The following is a 13,239-nucleotide window of genomic DNA, read 5'->3' as shown; positions in this document are numbered from 1 at the left end:
CGCAGGTAGGCGTAGGTGAGGTCGCCGGTGTGCTGGTCGTACTGGTGCTCGTAGCCGTGCTTGGCGTACATGGACAGGTTCTGCTTGGAGTCCTGCCCGGTGAACACCCAGACCTCCTTGGTCTGCTCGGGCAGGTACTCCAGGACGGCCATGAGCAGCCGGGTGCCGATGCCCTGGCCCTGGAGGTCGGGGACGACGGCGAGCCGGCCGAGGTTGGCGCGCTCCCCCTCGAGCTCGACCCGGATGGAGCCGACGAGACGGGGGCCGCGCCACGCACCGAGGGTGACGACCTCCGGCCGCTGCAGGTCGGCCCGCAGCTCGGCGAGGGTCTGGGTCAGGGCCGGGATGTTCGGGTCACCGTAGAGCTGGGCCTCGGTGACGAAGGCCGCCCGCCTGACCGTCAGCAGCTCGCCGGCGGCCGTGTCGTCGACCACATCGATGCGCACGTCGTCCATGGCGTCATCCTCGCACCGCGGCGGGGTCGGAGCAGCAACGTCCACGCCGCGATCCGCGCTCAGCGGAAGACGACGGTGCGGCGGCCGTCGCGCAGCACCCGGTGCTCGGCGTGCCAGCGCACCGCGCGGGCCAGCACCCGCCGCTCGACGTCCTCCCCCAGCGCGACCATCTCGCGCACGTCGTCGCTGTGGTCCACCCGCTCGACGTCCTGCTCGATGATCGGGCCCTCGTCGAGCTCGGCGGTGACGTAGTGGGCGGTGGCGCCGATGAGCTTGACCCCGCGGCTGTGCGCCTGGGCGTAGGGCCGGGCGCCCTTGAAGCTGGGGAGGAAGGAGTGGTGGATGTTGATGACCCGTCCCTCGAGGCGGCTGCACAGGTCGTCGGAGAGCACCTGCATGTAGCGGGCGAGCACGACGAGCTCGACGTCGTGCTCCTCGACGAGCTCGAGCAGCCGCGCCTCGGCGGCGGGCTTGGTCTCGGGCGTCACCGGGATGTGGTGGAAGGGGTAGCCGTAGAACTCGGCCATCGGCTCGAGGTCGCGATGGTTGGACACGACGCCGACGACCTCGATGGGGAGGCGGTCGCTGCGCTCCCGGTAGCCGAGGTCGCTGAGGCAGTGGCCGGCCTTGGAGACGAGGATGAGCGTGCGCATCCGGCGGCCGACGACGTCGAGCTGCCAGGTCATCTTGAACTCGTCGGCGAGCCGGGCCAGCGACTCCTCCAGCCGCTCGCGGGACTCGCCGACCTCGACCTGGACACGCATGAAGAACAGCCCCGTCGAGGCGTCACCGAACTGCTGGGACTCGGTGATGTTCCCGCCGTGGTCGGCCAGCAGCCCGGCGACGGCACGCACGATGCCGGGTCGGTCGGGGCAGGACAGGGACAGGACGAGGTGCTGGTCGCGGATCACGCGCCCGAGGCTAGCCGAACCCGCGGGTAGGACGGCGGCGCGAACCGTCACCGGATCGTCATCTGCAGGCGGTTGACGAAATACGGGTCAGCGACCCATATTTAGACCATTCAGTGAAGATAAGGGGTGACCATGGGCGGTCCTCGGACCCCTCGCGGGGCGCACCGGCTCCGTGAGGCCAACCGGCGCGCGGCGCTGGCGCTCCTGCGTGCCCACGGGGCGCTCTCCCGGGCGGACCTGGCCCGGGAGCTGCGCGTGTCCCCGACCACGGCGTCGAGCGTCGTCGCCGACCTCATCGCTGCCGACCTCGTGGAGGAGGCTCCGGCGAGCACCCGGCGGCAGCGCGGCCGACCCGCGCGGCTGCTGCGGCTCGCGACGCCGCCCGGGGTCATCGTCGGCGTCGACATCGGACGGCGGCACGCCCGGGTCGCCGTCGCGCGCCGCGACGAGTCGGTGCTGGCCGAGGAGTACGTCCCGGTGCCGGCCGGCCAGGACCGCGAGCACACCACCCGCGTGGTCCAGGACTACATCGACGAGCTGCTCGAGCGCACCGGCCACACCCCCACCGACCTGCGCGCCGTCGGGGTCGGGCTGCCCGGCCCGATCGAGGAGGACTCACGGCTCATCGCGACCGGCTCGATCCTGCCGGAGTGGGTGGGCTACGACATCGTCTCGGTGCTCGGCACCCACCTGCGGGTCCCGGTGTCCATCGACAACGACGCCAACCTCGGCATCCTCGGCGAGTGGCGGCACGGTGCGGCCCGCGGCTGCACCGACGCCATCTACGTCAAGGTCTCCACCGGGATCGGCTCCGGGCTGCTCCTGGGCGGGCGGCTGCACCGCGGCGCGGGCGGCACGGCGGGCGAGCTGGGGCACACCCCGATCGAGCCGGAGGGGGCGGTGTGCCGCTGCGGGAGCCGGGGGTGCCTGGAGACGGTCGCCTCGGTGCCCAGCCTGCTGGCCATGCTCTCCCCCACGCTCGGGGAGGAGATCGACCTCCACGAGGTCCTGCGGCTGGCCGAGCGCGGCAACCGGGCGTGCCTGCGGGCCATCACCGACGTCGGCCGCGCCGTCGGCCGCGGGCTCGCCGTCATGTGCAACATCCTCAACCCCGCGGTCATCGTCGTCGGCGGCCCCCTCGTCGCCGCCGGATCCCCGTTCCTCGACGCGGTCCGCGACACCGTCGTGCGCAGCTCCATCCCGGCCAACGGCAACGTGGTCGACGTACGTCCGGCGGCGCTGGACAACCGCTCCGAGCTCGTCGGCGCGATCGCCCTCGCAGCCCGCACCGCCGTCGAGGCGGAGCATCACGAAACGGTGTCACTTTCTCTTGGAAGTTGACGAACGTCACCTTCCTGACGCAAGAATTAGTCCATCCACGGGCCCGGTCCCCCGCCGGCCCCAACGGCCGCGACGCCGTCTCGGCCCGGAGACAACGCAGTTTTCCAAGGAGTGACAATGCGACGGATGACAGTGGTCGCTGCAGTCGCAGCAGCGAGCCTCACCCTGGCCGCCTGTGGCGGCGGTTCGGGCGACGACGACGGCGGCGGTGGTGAGGGCGGCGGCAACCGGGTCGAGGTCTTCACCTGGTGGGCCTCCGGCTCGGAGAAGCTCGGGCTGGACGCCATGGTCGAGGTGTTCAACGAGCAGCACCCGGACATCGAGTTCGTCAACGGCGCCGTGGCCGGTGGTGCCGGCTCGGCGGCGAAGGACCTGCTGCAGTCCCGCCTCCAGGCCAACGACCCGCCGGACACCTTCCAGGGCCACGCCGGCGAGGAGCTCAAGGACTACATCGAGGCCGGCCAGCTCGAGGACGTCTCCGACCTCTACGAGGAGTTCGGCCTCACCGACGTCTTCCCCCAGGACCTCATCGACCTGGTGACCGTGGACGGCGCCATCTACTCCATCCCGTCGAACATCCACCGCTCCAACGTCGTGTGGGCCAACCCCACCGTGCTCGAGGAGGCCGGCATCGACCCGAGCGCGCCCCCGGCGTCGATGGACGAGTGGATCGACCAGCTGGAGACCGTCCAGGACGCCGGCGTCACCCCGCTGTCGGTGGCCACGACCTGGACCCAGGTCCACCTGCTGGAGACCGTGCTCATGTCCGAGCTCGGCGCCGACGCCTACATCGGCCTGTGGGACGGCTCCACCGACTGGGAGGGTGCCGAGGTGACCTCCGCCCTGGAGACCTTCGAGACTCTCATGGCCTTCACCAACACCGACCGTGACGGCCTCGACTGGCCCGAGGCCACCCAGATGGTCATCGACGGCTCGGCCGCGTACAACGTCATGGGCGACTGGGCCGTGGCGGCCTTCGAGGAGCAGGAGGCCGAGTACGTCCACTTCCCGGTGCCGGGCTCCCAGGACCAGTTCGGCTTCCTGGCCGACTCCTTCACCCTGCCGGTCGGCGCCCCCAACCCGGACGGCGCCAAGGCCTGGCTCGAGACGGTCGGCTCCCTCGAGGGACAGACCGCTTTCAACAAGGCGAAGGGCTCCATCCCCGCCCGCACCGACGCCGACCCGGCGGAGTTCTCCGAGTACCAGCAGACCGCCATCGAGTCCTACGCCCGGGACACCATCGTCCCGTCGCTGGCCCACGGTGCGGCGAGCCCGATCGCGGTGCTCAACGCCGTCTCCGACGCGACGAGCAAGTACACCGCCGGCGCCTCGGACCTGGCGACCTTCCAGAGCGAGCTGGCCGCGGCCACCGCACGCTGACCCGCGGCGGTGCGGGCCGGGCAACGCCGGCCCGCACCGCCCCGGTCCCCTACTTCTCGGAGGTGAAGCGTTGACCCGGTCCGTCCGCAGGTGGGGCCCGCCCGTCCTGCTGCTGGCCCCCTCCATGGTGCTCGTCGCGGTCTTCGTCTACGGGCTCATCGCCGTCAACGTCCGGACGTCGATGACCGACAACCACACCGCGCCGCAGGCCACCGGCCAGACCCCCGTGAGCTTCGTGGGGCTGGACAACTACCTCACCCTGCTCGGTAGCGAGGCCTTCCAGCACTCGCTGAAGAACCTCCTGCTCTACACGGTGGTGTTCCTCGTCGGGACGATGGTGCTGGGCTTCCTGTGGGCCTGGCTGCTGGACAAGCCGCTGCGGGGTGAGGGGATCTTCCGGTCGGTCTACCTCTTCCCGATGGCCGTGTCGTTCGTCGCCTCCGGCGTCGTGTGGCGCTGGCTGCTCAACTCCAACCAGGGCGAGTCCGCCAGCGGCCTGAACCGGCTCTTCCAGATCATCGGTCTGGACTTCCTGCAGAACCCGTGGTGGAACAACGTCACCTGGGGCATCGTCGCCATCGCGCTGCCGGCGATCTGGCAGCTGTCGGGCTACGTCATGGCGCTCTTCCTCGCCGGCTTCCGCGGCATCCCCGAGGAGCTGCGCGAGGCGGGCCGGATGGACGGCGCCTCGGAGTGGAAGCTCTACCGGCACGTGCTCTTCCCGCAGCTGTCCCCGGTGGTGCTCAGCGCGCTCGTCATCATCGGGCACATGTCGCTGAAGTCGTTCGACCTCATCATGTCGATCTCCAAGCCGGCCAACTACCAGACCAAGGTGCCGGCGATCGACATGTACGTGTACAAGTCGAGCTTCGACTACGCGAACAGCGCCGCCGTGGGGGCGATCCTCCTCCTCATCGTCGCCGTGGTCATCGTGCCCTACCTCATCCACAACGCCCGGTCGGAGAGGGGCTGACATGACGTCGACGTCCGCAACCCTGCCCGTGCCCCCGGTCTCGGCCGGCAGCGCCCCCGAGCCGATCCCCACGCGCAAGCCGCGCGGCGGCGGCTTCACCGTCGGGCGGACCGTGCGCTACGCCCTGCTGCTGTTCTTCCTCCTCGTCGTCCTCGTCCCCGTCTACGTCCTGTTCGTCACGAGCTTCAAGGGCCCGGGTGACGCCTCCCCGGCGCGGGCCTGGTCGCTGCCGACGGAGTGGACGACGGAGAACTGGGTCGCCGCGTGGGACGCGCTGGCCCCCTCGCTCTGGCGCACCGTGCAGATGGTCGTCCCGGCGTCGCTCATCGCCGCGATGCTCGGGTCGATGAACGGCTTCGTGCTCTCGCGGTGGTCCTTCCGCGGCGCGAACATCGTCTTCACGCTCATCCTCTTCGGGATGTTCATCCCCTACCAGGCGGTGATGATCCCGCTCCTGGAGCTCATGCTCAGCGCCAACATCCCCTCCGGTGTCCCGTCGCTGATCATCCTCCACGTCATCTACGGCATCCCGATCACCACGCTGATCTTCCGGAACTACTACCAGTCGGTGCCGGCGGAGATGATCGAGGCGGCCCGGGTGGACGGTGCGGGGATGCTGCGCACGTACTTCTCGGTGATCCTCCCCGTCTCCGCCCCGGGCTTCGTCGTCGTGCTCATCTGGCAGTTCACCTCGGCGTGGAACGACTTCCTCTTCGCGGTGTTCTTCTCCTCCAGCGCGAACGGACCGGTGACCCTGGCGCTGAACAACCTCGCCAACGGGGCGCTGCTGCAGAACTACGGCGTCTCGATGGCCGGCGCGCTGTTCGCCTCGCTGCCCACGCTCGTGGTGTACATCGTGCTCGGCAAGTACTTCATCGGCGGCCTCATGTCGGGTTCGGTCAAGGGCTGAGGTGCCGATGACGGCCCGGCACCCCCGGGGGACCGGGCCGTCTCGTCCCCCGTGCGGCCCGTCGCCGCCGGGCCGGCGTCGTCACCAGCCTCCGCCCTCCGCGGCCCTCGTCGTCCCTGCCCGCCGTCCCCCGGGGCGTCGTCGGGGGCCCGGTGCGTCCCACCGGGCGAGACGGTGGGACGCGCGGGGCGACGGACGGGGCCCGCGCGGGGTAGACCGGAGGTGACCCGTCCGCGCGCTGCGCGGGCCGGGTGCTGGGACCCTGGACGTGTGCGGAGGAGAGGCGTGAGCGTGGAGCAGCCGGCGCGGCCCGTCCGCGACGACTCCGCAGGGGTCACGCCCGCGCAGTTCAAGCAGGTGTTCCGCCACCACCCGGCAGGGGTCGCGGTGGTCACGCTGCGCTCCCCCGAGGGACCGGTGGGCTTCACCGCGACGTCGGTGATCTCCGTGTCCGCCGACCCGCCGCTCCTCGCCTTCTCCCTGGCAGCGACGTCGTCGTCGCGGCCGGCCGTGGAGGCGGCGGAGTCGCTCGTGGTCAACTTCCTCGCCGCCGACCAGGAGGAGGTCGCCCGGCAGTTCGCGCGCCGCGGCGTGGACCGGTTCGCCGGCGTGCGCTGGTGCCCGCTGCCCACGGGTGAGCCGGTGCTCCACGGCACGGCGGCCTGGCTGCGGGCGGAGGTCGACGCCCGGATCCCGGTGGGTGACAGCCTGCTCGTGACGCTGCGCGCCGTCCTCGCCCACCAGCGCGAGCGGCCGGTGCCGCTCGTCTACGCGAACCGCACGTACCACCCCTTCCCCGCGGTCGCGGGCCCGGTGGCGGCGGAGGGCTCTCCTCCCACCGAGGACTCCCCCGCCGAGGCCTGAGCGGCCGTCGCGGGCTGCTCCGGGCCGGCGTCGGCGCCGCCGGTGCACGCGCACCCGAACGCTGGGCGCAGAGACGACGGCGGGCCGGGAGGAGCAGCTCCTCCCGGCCCGCCGGTAGTACTCAGATGAGGCCGAGCTCACGCACGGCGTCGCGCTCGGAGACGAGCTCGGCGACGGAGGCGTCGATCCGCTCGCGGGAGAACTCGTTGATCTCCAGGCCCTGGACGATCTCCCACACCCCGTCCCGGGAGTGGACCGGGAAGGAGGAGATGAGCCCCTGGGGCACCCCGTAGGAGCCGTCGGACGGGATCGCCGCGGAGGTCCACGAGCTGCCCGTACCGTTGACCCAGTCGTAGACGTGGTCGATCGCCGCGTTGGCGGCCGAGGCCGCCGAGGACGCACCGCGGGCGTCGATGATGGCGGCGCCGCGCTTGGCGACGGTCGGGATGAACTCGTCCTTCAGCCACGCCTCGTCGACCAGCTCGGTCGCCGGCCGGCCGGCGACGGTGGCGTGGAAGACGTCGGGGTACTGGGTGGCGGAGTGGTTGCCCCAGATGGTGAGGTTCTCGATCTGGTCCACCGGCGTGCCCGTCTTCTGCGCCAGCTGGCTCAGCGCCCGGTTGTGGTCCAGCCGGGTCATCGCGTTGAAGCGCTCGGCCGGGACGTCCGGCGCGTGCTGCTGGGCGATGAGCGCGTTGGTGTTGGCCGGGTTGCCGACCACCAGCACGCGGATGTCGGAGGCGGCGTGGTCGTTGATCGCCTTGCCCTGGGGCCCGAAGATCCCGCCGTTGGCCTCCAGCAGGTCACCGCGCTCCATCCCCGCGGTGCGGGGCCGGGCACCGACGAGCAGGGCGATGTTGGCGCCGTCGAAGCCGGCCTCCGGGGTGTCGAAGATGTCGACCCCGGCGAGCAGCGGGAAAGCGCAGTCGTCGAGCTCCATCGCGGTGCCCTCGGCGGCCTTGACCGCCTGCGGGATCTCCAGCAGCCGCAGCTTGACGGGCACGTCGGGCCCGAGCAGCTGCCCGGAGGCGATGCGGAAGAGCAGGGCGTAGCCGATCTGGCCGGCGGCCCCGGTGACGGTGACGTTGACGGGCTGGGTGCTCATGGGCGTGTGCTCTCCTTCGAGACGGGTCAGGCCAGGCGGGCGGCGAGGTTCTCGTCGATCGACGCGAGGAACTCCTCGGTGGTCTGCCACTCCTGGTCCGGCCCGATGAGCAGCGCGAGGTCCTTCGTCATCTTGCCGGACTCGACGGTCTTGATGACGACGTCCTCCAGCGTCTGGGCGAAGCCGGTGACCTCCGGGGTGTTGTCGAGCTTGCCGCGGTGGGCCAGGCCCCGGGTCCAGGCGAAGATCGAGGCGATCGGGTTGGTCGAGGTCGGCTTGCCCGCCTGGTGCTGGCGGTAGTGGCGGGTGACGGTGCCGTGCGCGGCCTCGGCCTCGACGGTGCGGCCGTCCGGGGTCATGAGGACCGAGGTCATCAGTCCGAGGGAGCCGAAGCCCTGGGCGACGGTGTCGGACTGGACGTCGCCGTCGTAGTTCTTGCACGCCCAGACGTAGCCGCCCTCCCACTTGAGCGAGGCGGCGACCATGTCGTCGATGAGGCGGTGCTCGTAGGTGAGCCCGGCGGCCTCGAACTGCTCCTTGAACTCGGTCTCGTAGATCTCGGCGAAGATGTCCTTGAAGGCGCCGTCGTAGGCCTTGAGGATCGTGTTCTTCGTCGACATGTAGACCGGGTAGCCGCGCTGCAGGCCGTAGGAGAAGGAGGCGCGGGCGAAGTCGGCGATCGACTTGTTGTAGTTGTACATGCCCATCGCCACGCCGCCGTCCTCACCGAACTTGGCGACCTCGAGCTCCATCGGCCGGCTGCCGTCGTCCGGGGTGTAGGTGATCGTCACGGTGCCCGGGCCCGGGACCTTGAAGTTCTGCGCCTTGTACTGGTCGCCGTGGGCGTGACGGCCGATGACGATCGGCTTGGTCCAGTGCGGCACGAGGCGGGGCACGTTGGAGATGATGATCGGCTCACGGAAGATGACGCCGCCGAGGATGTTACGGATCGTGCCGTTCGGCGAGCGCCACATGTTCTTCAGCCCGAACTCGGCCACCCGGGCCTCGTCGGGGGTGATGGTCGCGCACTTGACCCCGACGCCGTGCTCCTGGATGGCGTGCGCGGCGTCGATGGTCACCTGGTCATCCGTCGCGTCCCGGTGCTGGATGCCCAGGTCGTAGTACTTGAGGTCGATGTCGAGGTACGGGTGGATGAGGCGGTCCTTGATGAACTGCCAGATGATCCGCGTCATCTCGTCGCCGTCAAGCTCGACGACCGGGTTGGTGACCTTGATCTTCGCCATTGCGTGCGTCTCTCCCATGCCCCGGTAGGGGCGGTCTCGGCGTTTCTGGGCACCGGAGCCCCGGCGCCGCACCCCAGATTACTCGACATCGAGATAATTCGCCGCAGGCGTCGCGCCGGCGGGCGCCGCGGGCGTGCCGCCGGTCACGGGTGGTGGCCGGACACCCCCGGGTCGGTGCCGTCGGCGGCCGGGTGCTGCGCGCCGTCGGCGCCCGCGCTGGTCACCCGGAGCCGGTCGATCCGCCGGCCGTCGAGCGCGGTCACGGTCAGCGCCAGGTCCCCCCACACCACGGTGTCGCCGACCTCGGGCATGCGGCCCAACCGGGTCATGACGAAGCCGGCGAGGGTGTCGAAGGGGCCGTCGGGCAGCTCCCGGTCCAGCACCTTGGCCACCTCCGCACGCCCGAGCAGCCCGGCGACCTCGGCCGCCCTCCCGGGCTCGGTCTGCCCTGGCTCGGGCTGGTCGTACTCGTCCTCGATCTCGCCGACGAACTCCTCGACGATGTCCTCCAGGGTGACGATGCCGTCGGTGCCGCCGTACTCGTCGACCACCACGGCCAGGTGGGCGTTGAGCGCGCGCAGGTCGGTGAGCGCGGCGAGCACCCGCTTGCCGGTCGGGAAGAACGGGACCTGGCGCACGAGGTCACGGACCACGCGGGCTTCGGGCCGCACCTGGAGCAGGTCGCGCACGTGGACGAAGCCGACGATGTCGTCGTCGTCCCGGCCGCGCACCGGGTAGCGGGAGTGCTCCATGCGGGCCACCCGGGCCTGCGCCTCCGCGACCGGCAGGTCGGCGTCGAGGAACTCGACCTCGGTGCGCGGGGTCATGATCTCCTCCACGCCCCGGTCCCCCACGGTGAGCAGGTCGACGACCATCTCCCGCTCCACCGGGCCGAGCGACTCGTGCTCGGCGACCAGCGCCCGCAGCTCCTCCGCCCCGATCTCCTCGCGCTGGGCGTCCGGGTCGCGTCCGAGCAGCCGCATGACGAGGTCGGTGGACGCCCCGAGCAGCCAGATCACCGGCCGCATGACGGTGGCGATCCAGTCGAGCGGGGTGGCGACGAGCAGGGAGAAGCGCTCGGCGCTCTGCATCGCCAACCGCTTGGGCACGAGCTCGCCGAAGACCAGCGAGAGGTAGGAGATGAGGACGGTGATCCCCACGAACGCGACGGTGCTCGCCGGTCCGCTGCCCAGCCCGAGCTGCTCGAGGAGCGGGGCGACCTGCGGGGAGATCTGGGCGGCACCGAAGGAGGCGGAGAAGAACCCGGCGAGGGTGACGCCGATCTGCACCGAGGAGAGGAACCGGTTGGAGTCGCCGACGAGGCGGGCCACCCGTGCGCCGGCACCGCCCCGCTCCGCCAGGGCGCGCACCTGGCTCTCGCGCAGCGACACCAGGGCGATCTCGGAGGCGGCGAAGACGCCGCCGACGAGCACGAAGAGGAAGACGAGGGCGATGTCGACGACGAGGTCGTTCATCGGCTCATTGTGGCAGGACGCGCCCGGGCGGCCGTCTGCTAGGTGAGGTTGCCCGCGGGGGCGAGCACGGCGAGGACGAGCGCGGCGACGACCAGCGCCGTGACGTCGAAGGTCTTCGAACGTGCCCGGAAGGTCGCCGGTGGGCGGCGGTCGGTGGCCCGCACGGCGGCGAGCACGGCGCACAGCGCGGCGAGGACGAAGGCGGCCGTCGGGACGTCGACGAGCACCGCGGTCGCGCCGACGAGGAGGACCCCGGCGACGACGACGGCGAGGACCGCCCTGCCCCTGCCGTGACTCGTCTCCACGCCAGCGAGGTTACCGTGGTCCCGTGAGCCAGCCGTCCCGCCCGTCGCGCCCGCCGGCGCGGGTGGTCGTCGTGGGGACCGGGCTGGCGGGGCTGCGGACCGCCGCGGAGCTGCGCGCCCAGGGGTTCACCGGTGGGCTCACCGTGGTCGGTGCCGAGACCCGCCCGCCCTACGACCGTCCGCCGCTGACCAAGGAGCTCTTCACCCGCAGCGAGCCGCTCTGGCTCGCGGATGAGGGGTACGGCGACCTGGCCGAGCTCGCCGACGTCCTCCTCACCGGCCACCGGGCCGTCGCGCTGGAGGCCGACGACACCGGTGCCCGGGTCACCGTCACCGGCCCCACGAGCACCCGGGAGCTGGCCGCCGACGTCGTCGTGGTGGCCACCGGGGCCGACCCTGTCGTCGTGCCGGGGTGGGACGGCGTCGCAACCCTGCACGACCCGGACGACGCCGCCCGGCTGCGGGCGCGGGTCGGTCCCGGGGTGGACGTCGCCGTCATCGGCGCCGGCTGGGTCGGGGCGGAGCTGGCCACGGTGGCGGCGGAGCAGGGCGCACGGGTCACGGTGCTCGAGGGCGGTCCGGTGCCACTGGGCCACGTCCTCGGCCTCGATGTCGGCCGCCTCCTCGTGCCCTGGTACACCGCGCGCGGTGTCGAGCTGCGCTGCGACGCGCTGGTCACCCGGGTCGGCGCGGACGGGGTCACGGTCGCCGAGGGCGGCACCGTGGGCGCCGACGTCGTCGTCGCGGCGGTCGGGGTCCGGCCCGCCACCGGCTGGCTCGCCGGCACGCTGCCGCTCACCTCACGCGGAGCGGTCCCGGTGGACCTCGCGGGTCGGGTCGACGGCGGCCCGGCGTCGGTACGTGCGGTCGGGGACAGCGCGGACCGGCACTCCCCGCGTGACGGCCTCGTGCCCGGCGCGCACTGGGACGGCGCGCTCAACCACCCGGCCGCGCTGGTCGCCGACCTGCTCGGTACCGCCGAGGGTGAGCTGCCCGACCCGGCGCCGTACGTGTTCTCCACCCAGCTCGGGCACGAGCTCACCGTCGTGGGGCAGGTCCCACCGGGGGCCGAGGTGGTGCTCCGCGGCGAGCCCGGGGCGGGGCCGTGGACGGCGCTCTACGTCACCCGGGACGCCGCCGGGACGCCGCGGCTGCGGGCGGGCTTCACGGTGGACCGGCCGCGCGACGTCGGGCCGCTGCGCAGGGCGCTGTCGGCCCCCCGGCACCCGGTGGTCGACCTCGCTGCTGCGCGTGACCCGGGCACCCAGCTGCGCCGCGCGCTCCACGCGACCTGACCACCGCGGGCAACGCCGCCTGATCGCCTGGCGCCCCCCGGCGCCCACCCCCGTCACTGCCCCCTTCCGTCGATCGGTCGCAGAACGTCCGTTCACGGTCCGTGAGGGAACGTTCTGTGACCGACGGAATGGAGGGGCTCCCGGGCTGCGGTGGGTCAGTGGGAGAAGTGGCGCGTCCCGGTGAGGTACATCGTCACGCCCGCGGCCTGCGCGGCGGCGATGACCTCCTCGTCGCGGACGGAGCCGCCGGGCTGGACGACGGCGCGCACCCCGGCGTCGATGAGCACCTGGAGCCCGTCGGCGAAGGGGAAGAACGCGTCGGACGCGGCGACCGCGCCCCGCGCACGCTCCCCCTCCCCCAGCGTGTTGGCGCGCTCGACGGCCAGCCGGCAGGAGTCGACGCGGTTGACCTGCCCCATGCCCACGCCGACGCTCGCGCCGCCGGCGGCGAGGAGGATGGCGTTGGAGCGCACCGCACGCACCGAGCGCCAGGCGAAGACGAGGTCGGCGAGCGTGGCGTCGTCGGCGGGCTCGCCGGCTGCCAGGGTCCACGTCGCCGGGTCGTCCCCCGGGGCGTCGACCCGGTCGGTGCGCTGGAGGAGCATCCCGCCGGAGATCGTCCGGGACTCGACCGCGTCGCGCTCGGCCTCGGGCACGACGAGGAGGCGGATGTTCTTCTTCGCGGTGAGGATCTCCACCGCCTCGGGCTCGAAGGCGGGAGCGACGACGACCTCGGTGAACACCGGCGCGATCTGGGCCGCGGCCTCGGCGGTGACCGGCCGGTTGGCGGCGATGACGCCCCCGAACGCGGAGACCGGGTCGCAGGCGTGCGCCGCCGCGTGGGCGGCGGCGATGGTGGCACCGACGGCGATGCCGCACGGGTTGGCGTGCTTGATGATGGCGACGGCGGGGTCGGTGTGGTCGTGGGCGGCGCGCCAGGCGGCGTCGGCGTCGACGTAGTTGTTGTAGCTCATCGCCTTG

At 72.2% G+C, this 13,239-nt stretch carries 12 protein-coding genes and 1 pseudogene; 6 read left to right on the top strand and 7 right to left on the bottom strand.

The features are described 5' to 3' along the window. Window positions 1-455, bottom strand: a 455-nt coding sequence (locus tag Q0195_RS00210; RefSeq protein WP_299272978.1) for a GNAT family N-acetyltransferase, incomplete at its 3' end; no start/stop codon positions are given. A gap of 59 nt (window positions 456-514) precedes the next feature. Continuing rightward, the gene (gene purU, locus Q0195_RS00205) at window positions 515-1,366 is read right to left on the bottom strand and encodes a formyltetrahydrofolate deformylase (RefSeq protein WP_299272976.1); all 852 of its coding nucleotides are present in this window, start codon (window positions 1,364-1,366) and stop codon (window positions 515-517) included. Window positions 1,367-1,498: 132 nt separating this feature from the next. Between purU and Q0195_RS00200 the strand changes: the two genes are divergently transcribed. The 5 genes from Q0195_RS00200 (at window position 1,499) to Q0195_RS00180 (ending at window position 6,834) form a co-directional block, all read left to right on the top strand. Continuing rightward, window positions 1,499-2,707: an ROK family transcriptional regulator gene (locus tag Q0195_RS00200; protein WP_299272973.1), complete on the top strand. Its 1,209-nt coding sequence runs from the start codon at window positions 1,499-1,501 to the stop codon at window positions 2,705-2,707. Window positions 2,708-2,833: 126 nt separating this feature from the next. Then, window positions 2,834-4,087: an ABC transporter substrate-binding protein gene (locus Q0195_RS00195; RefSeq protein WP_299272971.1), complete on the top strand. Its 1,254-nt coding sequence runs from the start codon at window positions 2,834-2,836 to the stop codon at window positions 4,085-4,087. 70 nt (window positions 4,088-4,157) lie between these two features. Further along, entirely contained in the window at window positions 4,158-5,060 is a 903-nt protein-coding gene (locus Q0195_RS00190) for a sugar ABC transporter permease (RefSeq protein ID WP_299272968.1), read from the top strand. Window position 5,061: 1 nt separating this feature from the next. Continuing rightward, window positions 5,062-5,970, top strand: coding sequence for a carbohydrate ABC transporter permease (locus Q0195_RS00185; protein ID WP_299272965.1), 909 nt, complete (start codon window positions 5,062-5,064; stop codon window positions 5,968-5,970). 285 nt (window positions 5,971-6,255) lie between these two features. After that, entirely contained in the window at window positions 6,256-6,834 is a 579-nt protein-coding gene (locus Q0195_RS00180; protein WP_366518063.1) for a flavin reductase family protein, read from the top strand. A 121-nt stretch (window positions 6,835-6,955) separates the two neighbouring features. Here the strand turns inward: Q0195_RS00180 and Q0195_RS00175 are convergent, their stop codons facing one another. The 4 genes from Q0195_RS00175 to Q0195_RS00160 all read right to left on the bottom strand — a co-directional run bounded on the left by Q0195_RS00175 (window position 6,956) and on the right by Q0195_RS00160 (window position 10,963). Continuing rightward, a complete protein-coding gene (locus Q0195_RS00175; protein WP_299272963.1) occupies window positions 6,956-7,939 on the bottom strand; it encodes a malate dehydrogenase in 984 nt (327 codons plus the stop codon). A 26-nt stretch (window positions 7,940-7,965) separates the two neighbouring features. Beyond that, the gene (locus Q0195_RS00170) at window positions 7,966-9,183 is read right to left on the bottom strand and encodes an NADP-dependent isocitrate dehydrogenase (RefSeq protein ID WP_299272961.1); all 1,218 of its coding nucleotides are present in this window, start codon (window positions 9,181-9,183) and stop codon (window positions 7,966-7,968) included. A gap of 143 nt (window positions 9,184-9,326) precedes the next feature. Further along, window positions 9,327-10,658 carry a hemolysin family protein gene (locus tag Q0195_RS00165; protein WP_299272958.1) on the bottom strand — a complete coding sequence of 444 codons (1,332 nt, stop codon included), beginning with the start codon at window positions 10,656-10,658 and terminating at the stop codon, window positions 9,327-9,329. A gap of 38 nt (window positions 10,659-10,696) precedes the next feature. Further along, window positions 10,697-10,963, bottom strand: a complete 267-nt coding sequence (locus Q0195_RS00160; protein WP_299272955.1) for a hypothetical protein — start codon at window positions 10,961-10,963, stop codon at window positions 10,697-10,699. A gap of 23 nt (window positions 10,964-10,986) precedes the next feature. Between Q0195_RS00160 and Q0195_RS00155 the strand changes: the two genes are divergently transcribed. Further along, complete coding sequence (locus Q0195_RS00155; RefSeq protein ID WP_299272953.1) at window positions 10,987-12,258, top strand: FAD/NAD(P)-binding oxidoreductase; 1,272 nt, start codon at window positions 10,987-10,989, stop codon at window positions 12,256-12,258. Between the two features lie 155 nt (window positions 12,259-12,413). Here the strand turns inward: Q0195_RS00155 and purH are convergent. After that, window positions 12,414-13,239: pseudogene (purH, locus tag Q0195_RS00150) on the bottom strand (bifunctional phosphoribosylaminoimidazolecarboxamide formyltransferase/IMP cyclohydrolase); the annotation flags it as partial.

Source organism: uncultured Georgenia sp. (genome assembly GCF_937958535.1).
Lineage (GTDB): Bacteria > Actinomycetota > Actinomycetes > Actinomycetales > Actinomycetaceae > Oceanitalea.
Note: the sequence above shows the minus strand (reverse complement) of the source record. Positions and strands in the feature narration are given on the sequence as shown.

Excerpts from the sequence above, each read along its gene's own strand:
- Q0195_RS00200 (WP_299272973.1), top strand. The coding sequence starts at position 1,499 with ATGGGCGGTCCTCGGACCCCTCGCGGGGCGCACCGGCTCCGTGAGGCC.
- Q0195_RS00195 (WP_299272971.1), top strand. The coding sequence starts at position 2,834 with ATGACAGTGGTCGCTGCAGTCGCAGCAGCGAGCCTCACCCTGGCCGCC.
- Q0195_RS00185 (WP_299272965.1), top strand. The coding sequence starts at position 5,062 with ATGACGTCGACGTCCGCAACCCTGCCCGTGCCCCCGGTCTCGGCCGGC.
- Q0195_RS00175 (WP_299272963.1), bottom strand. The coding sequence starts at position 7,939 with ATGAGCACCCAGCCCGTCAACGTCACCGTCACCGGGGCCGCCGGCCAG.
- Q0195_RS00170 (WP_299272961.1), bottom strand. The coding sequence starts at position 9,183 with ATGGCGAAGATCAAGGTCACCAACCCGGTCGTCGAGCTTGACGGCGAC.
- Q0195_RS00165 (WP_299272958.1), bottom strand. The coding sequence starts at position 10,658 with ATGAACGACCTCGTCGTCGACATCGCCCTCGTCTTCCTCTTCGTGCTC.